Consider the following 14,090-nt stretch of genomic DNA (forward strand, 5'->3'; position numbering starts at 1 on the left):
GACTGGCGTCAAGGCATGCTGACGGTGTGCTGACCTAACGGAATCGGGCGGCGGTCTCCGGTGCGGTGGCGAACGCGAGGAATTGCTCGTTCTCGTGCGGGTCGCCGATCGTGACCCGCACGCCGTCCCCGGCGAACGGCCGCACCAGCACGCCGGCGGCCGCGCTGGCCTCGGCGAAGGCGGTGGTGCGCTCGCCCAGTGGCAGCCACACGAAGTTGGCCTCGCTCGACGGCACCTGGTAGCCGGCCGCCAGCAGCGCGTCGCGCACCTGGTGGCGCTGGGCGACCAGCACGTCGGTCCGGTCGAGCAACTCGCCACGGGCTTCCAGCGAGGCGATCGCGGCCGCCTGCGCCACCCGGTTCACGCTGAACGGGATGTGCACCTTCAGCAGGGCGGTGATCACCTCGGGATCACCGACGGCGTAGCCGACCCGCAGGCCCGCCAGGCCGTAGGCCTTCGAGAAGGTGCGCAGCACCACGACATTCGGTCGGGTGCGGCCGATCTCGACGCCGTCGGGACGGGTCTCGGGGGTCAGCCGGAGGTACTCGTAGTAGGCCTCGTCCAGCACGACGAGCACGTGTGCGGGCACCCGGTCCAGGAACCGCTCCAGCTCGGCGCGTCCGTGCGCGGTGCCGGTGGGGTTGTTCGGGTTGCAGACGAAGATCAGCTTGGTGCGTTCGGTGACCGCGTCGGCCATCGCGTCCAGGTCGTGCAGGTGGCCCTCGGCCAGCGGCACCGGCACCGCGGTGGCGTTGCCCACCTGGGTGACGATCGGGTACGCCTCGAACGAGCGCCAGGCGAAGACCACCTCGTCGGTCGGCGCGTCACAGGTGATCTGCACGAGTTCCTGGCACAGCGCGACGCTGCCGCAGCCGACCGCCACATTCGCGACCGTGACGCCGAGGAAGTCCGCCAGGGCGGCTCGCAGCTCGGTGACCTGGTTGTCCGGGTACCGGTTGGCCTGCTCGGCCGATTCCGCGATCGCCTTCGCCGCGCTCGGCAACGGCCCGAAGGTCGTCTCGTTCGACGCGAGCTTCACCGCATCGGGGTGGTTACGGCCGGGAACGTAGGCCGGGATGGTGGCGAGGTCGGGCCGGATGTGCGCTGTCACGCCTCCACCCTACGGTGACGCGTCATATCGGTGCGCGCCGCCGCCGATCAGCTCTACCCAACCGCTGTTTCGCCGCCTACGCTGGGTTTATGTCGGGGACCTACGACGATGTCGCCCCACTCAGGTCGGTGGAGCTCACCGCCGTGGCGGGTGGCGCCGAAACGGCAGCCGTCGCCACGCGGACGGCTGTGCCCATCACCGTGGTCGAGCCCGAGCGAGTCGCCCGCGGCGGCATCGTGGTCCTGCACGAATCCCGGGAGTTCTCGCCCCAGCTGCTGGACCTGATGCGGTCGCTGGCCTTCGATGGCTGGATCGTCGTCGCGCCGCACCTTTTCGACCGGATCGCCGACGACCAGGTCACCGAGGTCTTCGGCGACGAGCTCTTCGACGACTTCGACGCCGGCTTCGACTGGCTCACTCGCCGCGGCGTCTTCCCCGACACCATCGGCGTGCTCGGCTTCGACACCGCGGGCACCGCCGCCTTCCTCGTCGCCACCAACCGTCCGATCGGCGCCGCGGTGAGCGTGGGTGCCCCCGGCATCACCGAGCCGCTCCCGGATCAGGACACCGCCCTGGTCGACATCGCCGCCGCGTTGCAGGCGCCGTGGCTCGGCCTGTTCGGCGCCGACGATCCGGCCACCCCGCCCGACGCCGTCGAGCGGCTCCGCGACGAGGCCGCCCGAGCGAATGTGGCCAGTCTCACCATCACCTATCCCGGCCTCAGTCACCGCGCCGACCGCCCCGATCCGGACGACGACGCGGCCAACGCCATTCGGATCGATTCCCAGACCCGGATCTACGACTGGTTCGACAGCAACTTACGGTAGTTGACCAGGCGTTTTGGACTACATGAACTGCTCGTGTAATCTTCATTCCCGGCGGTTCGACAAGGACCGGTGCCCTCGAAAGAGAAGGCTCCAGGAGGCGTGCCAGAGCGGCCGAATGGGACTCACTGCTAATGAGTTGTCCCTTCACGGGGACCGGAGGTTCAAATCCTCTCGCCTCCGCCACACCCGGTTCGCCGGGTACAACTGAAGACCATGCGCCCGTAGCTCAACGGATAGAGCACTTGACTACGGATCAAGAGGTTAGGGGTTCGAATCCCTTCGGGCGCACCAAGAAAAGGCTCTCAGCATTCGCTGGGGGCCTTTTCTCATGCTCGGCCGGGTCGGCTACTTCCACGCGGGCAGCGGGGGCAGCGGGCCGGTGAGGTCGTGGCCGGGGGAGCGGCCGAGGAGCCAGGCGAGCAGGGCCGAGGACGGGCCGAGGACGGTGTGGTGCGGGCGGCCGGGGCCGACGGTGGCGATGAAGTCGGTGTCGGTGGCCTGGATGTCGAAGGTGGGGGTTGCCTCCGGGCGCAGGTTGGCGGAGACGTCGGCGATGGCTTCCGGGAGCAGGCGGGCCACGAAGGACGCGGGCCAGTCGGCGGGGGTGTAGTCGACGCCGAGGTCGACGTGATGGATCTCGGTCTCGCGCAGGCGCATCCACGGAATCTGGGCGGCGGTGAGCGAGCCGCCCTGCCGGTTGCGCACGACCGCCTGCCAGTCCGCGGCGGGCATCGTGGTGGCCACCGCTTGCCAGCGATGCGCCGAGGCGGTGAAGTCGGCGTGCTGGACGGCCAGATGGCGCGGTGCGCCCGCCTCGATGTCGGCGTCGCGGAGCGCGGCGCTGGCGTACTGGGGGATCTCGATGCCGGTGCGTGCCCACAGCAGCAGGTTCAGCAGGCTGTCGGCATTGCGCGCCATGTGCGCGACGACGTGCCCGCGCGTCCAGCCCGGGAGCCGGGACGGTTCGCTCAGCTGGGCATCGGTGAGCGCGCCGATCGCCGCGTCGAAGCGGGCGGTGGAGGCGGCGACCTGGGTGAGCAGGTCGGTGGGAGTAGCCGTTTCGCTGGTCACCCGGTCGAGCGTAGTTGCCCTGGTCCGTGCGCACCGCCGTTCACCGCGGTGTCGGCGCCCCCTGTGGATAACCGTGAACCTGTGGACAACTGGGGAGTTTTCGGGCTCGACGGCGACGGCGGAGCAGCGGCGCGTGTGACGATTCAGCCGGCAACGATCGCGTCGGCCTCGATCTCTACCAGGAGCTCGGGAGCGATCAAGCCGGTCACCTGGTACATCGAGGCGGCGGGGCGGATGGTGTCGAAGACGGCCGAGTGCGCGGCGGCGACTTCGGACCAGCGGGAGATGTCGGTGACGAAGATGCGGGTGCGCACCACATCCCGCAAACTCGCGCCCGCCTGTTCCAGCGCGGTGGCGATACGGGCGAGGACCTCGGTGGTCTGCGCGCCGATGTCGTCGCCGCCGACGGCGCCACCACCGGGGACGGCGGCGGTCGTTCCGCTCACCACCACATGGTCACCGACACGCACGGCCCGCGAGTACCCCACGACATCTTCGAAATCGGAGGCGGAAGCGATGTTCACCCGAGTTGTGGTCATGGCAGCCAGAATGATCCACCGCAGGGTGGATCACAATTCATTTGTCGGTCGGCTGCCGGTCGGCTCGACGCGGTACGAATGGCAGATGAACGCACGTCCAGTTTTCCGCCTCCTCCCGCTCACCGCCGCGCTGTGCGCCGCCGCCGTCGCCACGGGCTGCTCGACGCCCGGCGCCGACGCCGACTTCTCCGTGGACCGGGACCAGACGCTGGTCATCTCGCTCGACGAGTTGGTCGCCAAGTCGGGCAAGAGCGCGGTCCTCGGCGTCGACCTGGAGCCCGAGCACGGCAGCCTGACCCGCCGCACCGACGGGTCCTACGTCTACACCCCGGTCGCCGGCTACCGCGGACTCGACCAGTTCAAGGTCACCACCAGCGACGCGGTGCGGCTGTACACCACCGACATCCCGGTGCTCGGCGAGTTCGGTGGCACCACGGTGCAGGGCAGCGGATTCGGTTCGGCGTGGACGCCGGTGCCGGGCAGCGCCGACGAGTTCTACGGCCTGACCGACCGCGGTCCCAATGTGGACGGCCCGGCCAAGAACGAAAAGCTCTCGCCCACCCCGGCATTCGTGCCCAAGATCGGCCGGTTCAAGCTGGTCGACAACCGGGCGGTGCTCCAGTCGAGCATCGAGCTGCGCAGCAAGTCGGGCGCGCCGTTCAACGGTCAGGTCGACACCTCGGCCACAACCGGCGAGACCATCAAGGATCTCCAGGGCACCGTCCTGCCTCCCACCGATCACGGCCTCGACCCCGAGGGCCTGGTCGCACTGGCCGACGGAACCTTCTGGGTGTCCGACGAGTACGGCCCGTTCCTGGTGCATTTCGATGCCGAGGGCACCGAGATCGAGCGGCTCGCGCCCGGGAGCGGGCTGCCCGAGGAGATCGCCTTGCGCACGCCCAACCAGGGCATGGAGGGCCTGACCATCACGCCCGACGGCAGCACCCTCGTCGGCGTCGTGCAGAGCGCGCTCAACACCCCGGGTCTGAGCGGTTCGGCCAAGGAGGTGCCGTTCGCGCGGATCGTCACCGTCGACCTGAAGACCAAGGCGCAGAAGGAATTCCTGTACCCGCTGGAGAACCCGAAGCAGAACAAGGTCGCGGTCTCGGAGATCACCGCGCTGAGCGCGACCACCTTCCTCGTCGACGAGCGTGACGGCAACCTCGCGCCCCAGTCGAACAAGAAGATCTGGACCATCGATATCGCCGGTGCCACCGATGTCGGCCCGCGGTCGAGCGTGCCCGGCGCGACCTACGACGCGGCCAAGGGCGGCCTGCTGGTCGACGGCAAGCCGTTGGAGACGCTCGTCGGCGTCGTGCCGACCACGGACGCGGTGGCCGCGCTGACCAAGGCGGGCATCACCCCGGTCGCCAAGCAGCGCAACCTGGACCTGTCGGCGCTGGTCGCCGGACTCGACGAGCGGGGCCGGTTCTTCGGCCACGACAAGATCGAGGGCATCGCCACCACCGACGGCGGCAAGACGATCTACATCGCCAACGACAGCGATTTCGGGTTGGCCGCGAGCCAGGGCGAGCAGCCGCCGTTCGGGCTGAAGCCCAAGACGTTGCCCAACGGGCTGCAGGACACCGGCGAGGTGCTCGCGGTCGACACCACCAAGCTGCCCGCCGAGGTGGGCGGCTACACGGTGCGGATCTCGGTCAACTAGTCCACTCGCGCCCCTCCACGAGCACGGCGGCGGCCAGCGCCAGCAGCCACAGCGACATCGACCCGACCTGGATGCGCTGGGCGATGCCGAGAGCGTAGGAACCGGACAGGTTGTCGGCGATCAACATCCAGACGGTCGCCGCCGACCCCACGACGAGCACGACCACACCGAACTCGCGCAGGATCCGCCAGCGGTGATAGCGGTAGGCGGCGGCGCTGAAGGCGAACGCCGCCACCGCGATCGAGGTGACCGCCAGGGAACTGGTCAGCGCGTGCGGCTGATGCAGCTGTGGGAACAGCTCGCTGTTGCCGCCGCACGTGCTGACCGACGGGTCGCAATCGCGCAGCGGGAGCATGGCGTCGGCGATGGTCGACGCGCCGAAGCACAGCAGGGCCATCCACCCGACGGTGGTGAGCGTGCGTCGGCGAAAGACCAGCAGGCCGCCGATCGCGGCCGGGATCAGCAGCAGGCCGACCAGCTTGTCCGCGGTGGCGAACACCTCCCGGTAGGGCTTGCCCTCCGCGTCGAGTTCGCTGAGGAAGGAGTTGACCGAATCGGCCTCGATCGGCAGGACGAACTCCAGCACCCAGGACGAATAGCAGAGGCCGGCGACCGCGATCGCGAGGGCGATCAGCAGTGGGTAGCCGCGGGGTATCCGGGTGGATTCGGGCACATCGACCATTGTGCTGCCCCCGGCGGAGCGTCCGGTTCATCACCCGATCGGGCGCGTCGCCCGCCGCGCACGTGGTTTCATCACAGCGCGCACAGGTTGTTGTCAGGTTCACCGGGCAGGGTGGGTGGCGTAACCAACCAGGAGGATTTCGATGAGCTACGTGATAGCGCTGGCAGGTTTTGCCATGGTCCTGGCGATGGCTGTCTCCGGTTTCGCCGCCGCGAACGCGCCGCGATCGCTGGTCCGGGTGCGCGTGCACAGCGACCCGCGCCGCCGCTGACCCGGTCGTCTACCGCTGCGAGCGAGGTGATCGCTCGCGTATCAGGGCAAAGATCTGCTGGGCGGCGAGATGCGGATCCTCGTGTTCCCACACCCGCACGACCTGCCAGCCCGCTGCCAGCAGCGCGGCGTCGGTGGCCCGGTCACGCGCCACATTGCCCGCCAATTTGTCGGCCCACCACTGGGCGTTGTTCTTCGGATCGGTCGCGTGCACCGGACATCGATGCCAGAAGCAGCCGTCCACGTAGACGGCGACTCGCAGGCGCGGGAACACCACATCGGCGCGCCGGCGCTGGCCTTTGATGGGCGCGCGGTCGACGAAATAGCGCAGGCCCGCGCGATGCAGTTCACGACGGAGGGCCAGTTCCGGTGCGGTATTCGCACGTCGCTGGCGAGACATGCGGGCGCTGGTCGCCGCGTCGGTGACCGGTTTCGCGGCAGGCGGCGGCGCGGCGGGCACGTCCCCACGTCGCGCGTGCCGCCCGGTCATGCCGCCCAGCCGCCCATGCGGTCGAGGTGATCGCGCACATCGTCGAGGAAACCCGGCGGGAAGCGCAGATTGCCCATCTCGGTACGGCGCAGGAAACCGGCCGTGGCGCGTGGCGACAACAGCCGGGGTTCGGCGAGGAAATTCTTCAGATCCTCGTACGGTTCGTGCACCGGCCACGTCGACAGCGGAACCCGGTGCACGACGCCGGCGCGGCCCCACGCCGCGGTCGGCCACGGTGAGCCCGGCCGCAGCGGTTCCCCCACGGTCAGCGGCTCCGACGGCGCGGCCAACCGCTCACCGACCCAGTTGGCCATCCGCACGCTGACCGCGTTGCCCACCAGCTTCCAGCGATGCCCCTGCCGCACCCCGGGCACGTCGAGCGCGGGCGCGGTCCAGTCGGCGTCGAAACCCTGCAACCGCTCGCCGTCGACGATGCCCGGCGTGACGATCTCGCCTGCGGGCAGCCGCACCGCGGGCGGACTCGCGATCCCCAGACCCGACCCGCCCTTGAGCGTCGGCACGGCGTTCACCGCCCAGCCGAGGCCGCGCACGCCTTCGGTCCAGTAGAAGCCGCACGGATCGCGCTCGGGGTCGCCGTACTCGCGCGGGCCCGCGTCGTCGCCGAACAGCACCTCGCGCGGGTCCTCGGTGCGCGAAGCCAGCATCAGCACCCGCTGGCGCCGCTGCGGCAGCCCGAAGGCACGGCCGTCGACGACGCGATAGGCCCACGTGTAGCCGAGTTCCTCCAGTGCGCCGGTGATGTGCCGCATCGCCGCGCCCCGGCCGAGTTGCAGCATGAACGGGACGTTCTCGATCAGCAGCCAGCGCGGTCCGCGTTGCCGCCGGACCAGCCGGAACACCTCGTCGACCAGCCCGGATCGGCGACCGGTGATGCCCGCGGTGCGACCGGCCTGGGACAGGTCCTGACACGGGAAGCCCGCGGCGACCAGTTCGGTTCGGGCGGGCAGGGAGCGCAGCCGGGTGATGTCGCCGTGCAGGGGAGTGTCGGGGAAGCGAGCCGCGAGCACGCCCTGCGCGCCGGGATCGATCTCACAGAGCAACTCGGTCGACCAGCCGTTGCTGCCGAGGCCGAGTTCGAGCCCGCCGATCCCGGCGAACAGCCCGACCATCCGCGTCAACGACCCTCCTGTGTCTGGCGGGCTCGCCGTCCAACGACCCGTCACTCGCGCCTGCGGCGCATTGTATCGGGCGGCCGAACCCCGAGCTCCAGCGGAAAAATCAGTGGCTCGCGACGGTGCTGCGGTGCCACTCTGGAGAGGCCGACTTGTCGGACCCCGGTGCGAACATCACCAGGCGTCCGTTCCGGAAACCAACCATCCAACCGGACACCAAGGGGGAGAGTCTTGTCTGTCACTGTGGAGCTGGCGGCCACCGATGCGGAGGCCGACAGATCGGGGCGGCCGTCGCCGCGGCCGAGCGGTAGATCGCGGTCGCTGCGCCGATTTCTGCCGTACCTGCGGCCCTACCGGGTGCCGCTGATCGGGGCCAATGTGCTCGCGATCGTCACCGCCAGTACCGCCATCGTCATCCCGCTGGTGATCGCCAGGGTCATCGACGGGCCGATCGCGCGGCGGGACTTCGTCGGGCTGCTGCTGCCGGTCGCGCTGATCTTCGTTCTCGGCGGGCTCGAATCCTTCGGCATGTGGGGGCGGCGCTGGCTGGTGTCCAAGCCGTCCACTCTGTTCGAGATCCGGATGCGGGCAAAGCTTTTCGCCCAGCTCCAGGCGCTGTCGATCGGACGCCACGACAACTGGCAATCGGGTCAGCTGCTGTCGCGCGCCATCGACGATCTCTCGGTGCTGCGGCGGTTCGTCGCGTTCGCCGGACCGTTCCTGATCGTCAACAGCATCGTGCTGCCGATCGGCCTGATCGCGCTGTTCGCGATGAACTGGCAAGTGGGACTGATCTTCACGGTGATCTCGCTGCCGCTGACCCTGTTCTGCGTGCGCTTCGTGCGCCGGTTCGAGGTGGCCTCGCGGCGCTCGCAGGACCAGTCCGGTGACCTGGCGACCATCGCCCAGGAATCCGCGCAGGGCGTGCGCGTGCTCAAGGCCCTCGGCCGCGGCCGGTTCTTCGGCGCGCGCTTCACCGCGCTCTCGCGCGAGCTGCAGAAGACCGAGCTGGAGAAGGTGCGCCTGGACGCGACCCTGTGGGCCGCGCTGGTGACGTTCCCGACGATCGCGATCGCGGTGTCGCTCGGCGTCGGCGGGTACTCGGTGGTGCACGGCACGATGACGATCGGCACGCTGGTCGCGAGCGTCACGCTGGCGACCTTCCTGCAGTGGCCGATCATCTGGCTGGGCTTTCTGCTCTCGGAACTGTTCGAGGCGCGCACCGCCGCCGACCGGTTCTGGGAGATCATCGACACCCCGCTCGACATCACCGACCCGGCGCAGCCGGCGAGCCTGCCCACTGGTCTGCGCGGTGAGCTGGTCATCGACCATGTGCGCTTCGCCTATCCGACCGGGGAGGACCGCTCGGACAAAGCCGTGCTGGAAGACATCTCGCTGCGGGTCCGGCCGGGGGAGACGGTCGCGCTCGTCGGCGCGACGGGCAGCGGCAAGACCGCGCTGCTGGAACTGATTCCCCGGCTCTACGACGTCGACGGCGGCAGCATCACCATCGACGGCGTCGACATCGCGACCCTGCGCCTGGCCGACCTGCGCCGAGTGGTGACGGTGGCCTTCGAGGAGCCGGTGCTGTTCTCGGCCAGCGTGCGCGAGAACGTAGCACTGGGCGACCCGCGCGCCACCGACGCCGATGTACGTCAGGCGCTCGACATCGCCCAGGCGAGCGAGTTCGTCGACGCGCTGCCGTGGGGCCTGGACACCAGGATCGGTGAGCAGGGCATGAGCCTGTCCGGCGGCCAGCGCCAGCGGCTCGCTCTGGCCAGGGCCGTGCTCATCGGCGAGGCGTCGGCCGAGCACGGCCGGATCATGGTGCTCGACGATCCGCTCTCGGCGCTGGACGTGGAAACCGAAGAGCGCGTGCAGGATCGGCTGCGCACGGTGCTCGCCGGCGCTACCACGCTGCTGGTCGCGCACCGGCCGTCGACGGCGGCGCTGGCCGACCGGGTCGCCCTGCTGGCCGACGGCCGGATCGTCGCCGAGGGCAGCCACGAGAAGCTGCTGCGCACCAACAGCCGCTACCGCGAACTGATGGGAGGTGAATCATGACCACCGACACCGATATCCAGACCCCGACCGAGCAGACCGACCTGGCGGCGGACTGGCGCGGCATCGCCAAGGAGGACGACGCCGTCACCGGCACCGGAAACCTGGTGCTGGCCGGGCGATCCCGGCGCCTGCTGCTCGATCTGGTGCGCCCCTACCGCAAGCAGGCGGTGCTCACCTTCGTGCTGATCCTGCTCGACAACGCGGCCAAGGTGTCGATGCCGCTGTTCATCGCCTACGGCCTCGATCACGGCATCAGCCAAGGCAGGCAGGGCAATTGGACGCCGATGCTCGCCACGGTGGCCGGGTTCGTGTCGGTCACCGTGCTGGCGGGGTTGACCACGTACTTCTTCCTGCGGGCCTCCGGTTCGCTGAGTCAGCGGGTGCTGTTCGATCTGCGGGTGCGCGCGTTCCGGCACACCCAGCGGCTGAGCGTGTCGTTCCACGAGAAGTACACCTCGGGCAAGGTCGTCACCCGGCTCACCAGCGATATCGAGACCCTGCAGGAACTGCTGGAAGGCGCGCTGAATCAGGCGTTCAGCGCGGTCCTTTCGGTGGTCACCATCGCGGTGCTGCTGGTCTGGCTGGATCCAATGCTGGCCTCGATCGTGCTGCTCGGCTTCGTGCCGCTGGTACTGGTGACCCGGTGGGCGCAGCGGCGTCAGCGGGCCGGTTACCGGCGCACGCGCGGCGCGATCGCCCGCGTCGTCGTGCAGTTCGTCGAGTCGATGAGCGGCATGCGCGCGGTGCAGGCGTTCCGCCGGGAAGACCGCAACCAGGAGGTTCTGGGCAGCGAGGACGACGAGTACCAGCGGGCGACCACCACCGCGATCCGCGGGATGGGCGACTACGTCGGCCTGTCGAATTTCATCGGCAAGGTGACCACGGTGATCGTGCTGCTGGTCGGCGCCTGGCAGGTGATGGAGGGCAATCTCGCGATCGGCGTGCTCGCCGCGTACCTGCTCTACCTCGACCAGTTCTACGGTCCGCTCGACGAACTCGCCCAGGTGTTCAACTCCTACCAGTCCGCCGCGGCGGCGCTGGAGAAGATCTCGGGCGTGCTCGAGGAGGAGCCCGCGGTCGCCGAACCCGCGGATCCGGTCGCGCTGGACCGGGCGACCGGTGCGGTACGGATGGACCGGGTCTGGTTCGGGTACACGGCCGAGTCGCCGGTGCTGCCGGAATTCGACCTGGCCATCCCGGCCGGGCAGGTGGTGGCGCTGGTCGGTGCCACCGGCGCGGGCAAGTCGACGCTGGCCAAGCTGCTCACCCGGTTCTACGACCCGAGCGGCGGCGCGATCACCCTGGACGGCGTCGATCTGCGCAAGCTGGCCGACGCCGAACTGCGCAGGCACGTCGTCATGGTCACCCAGGAGGCGTACCTGTTCTCCGGTACCATCGCCGACAACATCCGCCTCGGCAGGCCGGACGCGACCGATGCCGAGGTCACGGCGGCCGCGCGGGCGGTCGGCCTGGACGCGTTCGTGCGATCCCTGCCCGAGGGGTACGCGACCGATGTGCGCACCAGGGGCGGCAGGCTCTCGGCCGGGCAGCGTCAGCTGGTCGCGTTCGCGCGGGTGTTCCTGGCCGACCCCGCGGTGATCGTGCTGGACGAGGCGACCTCGAGCCTCGACATCCCCGGCGAGCGGCTGGTCCAGCACGCGCTGGAGACGCTGTTGCGCGAGCGTACGGCGGTGATCATCGCGCACCGGCTGTCCACGGTCGCCATTGCCGACCGGGTGCTGGTGCTCGACGCGGGCCGGATCGTGGAGGACGGCTCTCCCGCCGAGCTCATCGCCGGGCGGGGCCGCTTCGCCGGACTGCACGCCGCCTGGCGGGATTCGCTGGTCTGATGCCACCGTGTTGTACAGCAGCGGGGCTGGTGTCGCTTACCGTAGAGAGGTGACGACCCCAGCCCCGGGCCCGGCCGCAGGCCCCACCGAGAACAGACCGGCCTCCCGGTGGCCCGCGGTGCTCACTTGGCGGGCCCACGACAACACGCGGATGGAATCGGTGCGCGTGACGCTCAACGGCAACCGGATCCGGGCGGCGGGCCGGATGATCGGCAGCGCCTGCGGCGAGCACCCGGCCTTCAGCGCGTCCTATGACCTGGTCACCGACGAGGCGGGCGCTACGCGACGGCTGTCGCTGCGTACCACCACCGCCGCGGGCGAACGGCACGCCTCCATCTCCCGGGACGAGGAGGACTACTGGCTCGTCGACGCGGGCGGCAGCCATGTGCGCTCCACCTTCGCCGGCGCGCTGGATGTCGACGTGGTGTTGAGCCCGTTCTTCAACACGCTGCCGATCCGCCGGTTCGGGCTGCAGAACGCGGTCGGCGACGTGCAGGTCCCGGTGGTCTACGTGCGGCTGCCCGATCTGCTGGTGCAGGAGGCCGAGCTCACCTACTCGAGCGCCGCCGACGGCATCAACGTGCTGTCCCCGGTCTCCAGCGCGACGCTGACGGTCGATCCGGAAGGATTCGTCCTGGACTACCCCGGACTCGCCGAACGGGCGTGACGCCGAATCGGCCGGTGTGGGACCGGCTTCCACCGCCCGGCGCGGGCGACCGCGCGCTCGCCGGGTTCACAGTGCGCGCAGCACCCCGCCACGCTGTCCGGCTCGGTGTAGCTCGGTGAGCCAGTCGGCCGCACCCGGGACGATCCCGGTGATCTCCCAGCGCGTGCGCTGCTCGTACGCGGTACGGCCGCGGTAACCCGCCTCGACAACCTCGCCGAGGCTGCCGTCGGCGCGCAGCGCGTCCCTGGCGGTGACCAGCGCGGCGATGGTCTCGTCGAGCACCTGGCCGAGCGCGGTGGCGTTCGGTTCGCAGATGGCGCGCACGAGATCGGGCGCGGTACCGGCGACGCGGGTGCCGTCGCGGAACGAACCGGCGGCCAGGCCGAGCGCGAGCGCCCCGCCCTCGGCGCCCGCCGCGGCCAGCGCCTCGGCCAGCACGTGCGGCAGGTGCGAGATGCGCGCGACAGCCTGATCGTGTTCGTCGGCGACCACCGGAACCACCACCGACCCGCAGTCCAGCGCCAGCCGCACGACCCGTTCCCACGGCTCGACCCGCGTGCCCTCGTCCACGCCGACCGCCCACACCGCGTCGCGGAACAGTTCGGGATCGGTTGCCGCCCAGCCGGATTCGGAGGTGCCGGTCATGGGGTGCCCGCCGACGAAATTCGCCGCCAGCCCGTGCTTGCGGACCGCGTCGACGACCGGGCGCTTGATGCTCACCACGTCGGTCACCGGGCAGTTGGGGGCGAGCGCGGCGATCTCGGCCAGCAGCTGTTCGACCGCGGGCATCGGCACCGCGACCACCAGCAGCGCGTCCTCGCCGGCGGCTCGGCGCAGCACCGCGGACAGGTCGGTCGACACGTCGAAACCATCGCGACGCGCCGCGTCGGCACCCGAGTCCGAGCGGTTGTAGCCGTACGCCGGGTACCCCGCCGCGACCGCGGCGCGCAGCAGTGAGCCGCCGATCAAACCGGTTCCGAGGACGCAGACAGCGGCACGCTGGTCGAGGGTCATCGGAACAGATTGGCACACGAGTTCATCATTACGGGCGGGACAGACTACCGTTTGGTCCATGGCAGCACAGCGCTCGGGCACGAACAGGGCGACGTCGGACGACGACTTCGACGTCGAAGGGTTCGCAGTGGCGGTGGTCCGCGAAGAAGGCACGTGGCGGTGCAGTCCGCTCAGCCACGATGCGCTCCTCGACCTGTCGGTCGCGGAGACGGAGCTGAAGGCATTGCGCAGCTCGGGGGCGGTATTCGGGCTGCTCGACGTCGATGACGAGTTCTTCATCGTGTTGCGTCCGGCGCCGAGCGGCACCCGCCTGCTCGTCTCGGACGCGACCGCGGCGATCGACTACGACATCGCCGCCGACGTCCTCGACGCACTCAATGTGGAAATCCCCGACATCGACCCCGACGACCTCGACGATGTCGAGCCGTGGGAAGAGGGCGACCTGGGCGTGCTGGCCGACCTCGGCCTGCCCGAGCCGGTGCTCAGCGTGATCCTGGCCGAGACCGACCTCTACCCCGACGAGCAGCTCGGCATGATCGCCCAGCGGCTCGGTTTCGCCACCGAATTCGCGGCGGTCCTGGACAAACTGCCTCGGTGACCGACGAGGACATGGTGCGCGCCGCGATCGCGGCCGCCGCCGACGCCGACCCGCGTGATGTGCCGGTCGGCGCCGTCGTCTTCGACGCCGAGGGGCGCGAGCTCGCGC

Annotated in this window: 14 protein-coding genes, 2 tRNA genes and 1 pseudogene; 10 read left to right on the forward strand and 7 right to left on the reverse strand. The window is 70.0% G+C overall.

What is annotated here, in order from left to right; translation table 11 throughout:
• Positions 1 to 34: 34 nt before the first annotated feature.
• Positions 35 to 1,111, reverse strand: coding sequence for a histidinol-phosphate transaminase (hisC, locus tag V8688_RS03125; protein WP_342800110.1), 1,077 nt, complete (start codon positions 1,109 to 1,111; stop codon positions 35 to 37).
• A gap of 89 nt (positions 1,112 to 1,200) precedes the next feature.
• Here hisC and V8688_RS03130 point away from each other — a divergent pair, with 89 nt between their 5' ends.
• The 3 genes from V8688_RS03130 to V8688_RS03140 all read left to right on the forward strand — a co-directional run bounded on the left by V8688_RS03130 (position 1,201) and on the right by V8688_RS03140 (position 2,229).
• Positions 1,201 to 1,938 (forward strand): dienelactone hydrolase family protein, encoded by a 738-nt coding sequence (locus V8688_RS03130; RefSeq protein ID WP_218721273.1) that lies wholly within the window; start codon positions 1,201 to 1,203, stop codon positions 1,936 to 1,938.
• Between the two features lie 93 nt (positions 1,939 to 2,031).
• Positions 2,032 to 2,121, forward strand: a tRNA-Ser gene (locus tag V8688_RS03135).
• Between the two features lie 32 nt (positions 2,122 to 2,153).
• Positions 2,154 to 2,229: transfer RNA gene (locus V8688_RS03140), tRNA-Arg, on the forward strand.
• A 54-nt stretch (positions 2,230 to 2,283) separates the two neighbouring features.
• Here V8688_RS03140 and V8688_RS03145 read toward each other — a convergent pair.
• Positions 2,284 to 3,009, reverse strand: coding sequence for a maleylpyruvate isomerase family mycothiol-dependent enzyme (locus V8688_RS03145; protein ID WP_342800111.1), 726 nt, complete (start codon positions 3,007 to 3,009; stop codon positions 2,284 to 2,286).
• A gap of 143 nt (positions 3,010 to 3,152) precedes the next feature.
• The gene (locus V8688_RS03150) at positions 3,153 to 3,548 is read right to left on the reverse strand and encodes a RidA family protein (RefSeq protein ID WP_218721280.1); all 396 of its coding nucleotides are present in this window, start codon (positions 3,546 to 3,548) and stop codon (positions 3,153 to 3,155) included.
• Positions 3,549 to 3,633: 85 nt separating this feature from the next.
• On the opposite strand from V8688_RS03150, the gene V8688_RS03155 reads away from it, so the two are divergent.
• The gene (locus tag V8688_RS03155; RefSeq protein ID WP_342800112.1) at positions 3,634 to 5,214 is read left to right on the forward strand and encodes an esterase-like activity of phytase family protein; all 1,581 of its coding nucleotides are present in this window, start codon (positions 3,634 to 3,636) and stop codon (positions 5,212 to 5,214) included.
• Here the strand turns inward: V8688_RS03155 and V8688_RS03160 are convergent.
• On the reverse strand, positions 5,207 to 5,896 hold the full coding sequence (locus V8688_RS03160) for a DUF998 domain-containing protein (protein WP_342800113.1): 690 nt from the start codon (positions 5,894 to 5,896) through the stop codon (positions 5,207 to 5,209). The two genes, V8688_RS03155 and V8688_RS03160, sit on opposite strands and share 8 nt — an antisense overlap.
• Positions 5,897 to 6,038: 142 nt before the next feature.
• On the opposite strand from V8688_RS03160, the gene V8688_RS03165 reads away from it, so the two are divergent.
• A complete protein-coding gene (locus V8688_RS03165; protein ID WP_255588566.1) occupies positions 6,039 to 6,167 on the forward strand; it encodes a hypothetical protein in 129 nt (42 codons plus the stop codon).
• A 9-nt stretch (positions 6,168 to 6,176) separates the two neighbouring features.
• On the opposite strand, the gene V8688_RS03170 is transcribed toward V8688_RS03165, so the two are convergent.
• A complete protein-coding gene (locus V8688_RS03170) occupies positions 6,177 to 6,656 on the reverse strand; it encodes a very short patch repair endonuclease (protein WP_342800114.1) in 480 nt (159 codons plus the stop codon).
• Positions 6,653 to 7,786, reverse strand: a complete 1,134-nt coding sequence (gene dcm, locus V8688_RS03175) for a DNA (cytosine-5-)-methyltransferase (protein WP_218721344.1) — start codon at positions 7,784 to 7,786, stop codon at positions 6,653 to 6,655. Before dcm ends, V8688_RS03170 begins: the two co-directional genes overlap by 4 nt.
• Before the next feature lie 360 nt (positions 7,787 to 8,146).
• Between dcm and V8688_RS03180 the strand changes: the two genes are divergently transcribed.
• From V8688_RS03180 to V8688_RS03190, 3 genes are read left to right on the forward strand one after another with little or no spacing between them, the layout of a single operon-like run.
• A complete protein-coding gene (locus tag V8688_RS03180; RefSeq protein ID WP_342800119.1) occupies positions 8,147 to 9,853 on the forward strand; it encodes an ABC transporter ATP-binding protein in 1,707 nt (568 codons plus the stop codon).
• Positions 9,850 to 11,703, forward strand: coding sequence for an ABC transporter ATP-binding protein (locus V8688_RS03185; RefSeq protein ID WP_342800115.1), 1,854 nt, complete (start codon positions 9,850 to 9,852; stop codon positions 11,701 to 11,703). Before V8688_RS03180 ends, V8688_RS03185 begins: the two co-directional genes overlap by 4 nt.
• 49 nt (positions 11,704 to 11,752) lie before the next feature.
• Entirely contained in the window at positions 11,753 to 12,370 is a 618-nt protein-coding gene (locus tag V8688_RS03190) for a putative glycolipid-binding domain-containing protein (RefSeq protein WP_218721285.1), read from the forward strand.
• Between the two features lie 66 nt (positions 12,371 to 12,436).
• Here V8688_RS03190 and V8688_RS03195 read toward each other — a convergent pair whose 3' ends face one another.
• A complete protein-coding gene (locus tag V8688_RS03195) occupies positions 12,437 to 13,384 on the reverse strand; it encodes a prephenate dehydrogenase (protein WP_342800116.1) in 948 nt (315 codons plus the stop codon).
• A gap of 58 nt (positions 13,385 to 13,442) precedes the next feature.
• Here V8688_RS03195 and V8688_RS03200 point away from each other — a divergent pair, with 58 nt between their 5' ends.
• Complete coding sequence (locus tag V8688_RS03200) at positions 13,443 to 13,982, forward strand: tRNA adenosine deaminase-associated protein (RefSeq protein WP_218721287.1); 540 nt, start codon at positions 13,443 to 13,445, stop codon at positions 13,980 to 13,982.
• Positions 13,983 to 13,993: 11 nt separating this feature from the next.
• Positions 13,994 to 14,090: pseudogene (locus tag V8688_RS03205) on the forward strand (nucleoside deaminase); the annotation flags it as partial.

It is taken from the genome of Nocardia sp. No.11, assembly GCF_038752175.1.
GTDB classification, from domain to species: Bacteria; Actinomycetota; Actinomycetes; order Mycobacteriales; family Mycobacteriaceae; genus Nocardia; species Nocardia canadensis.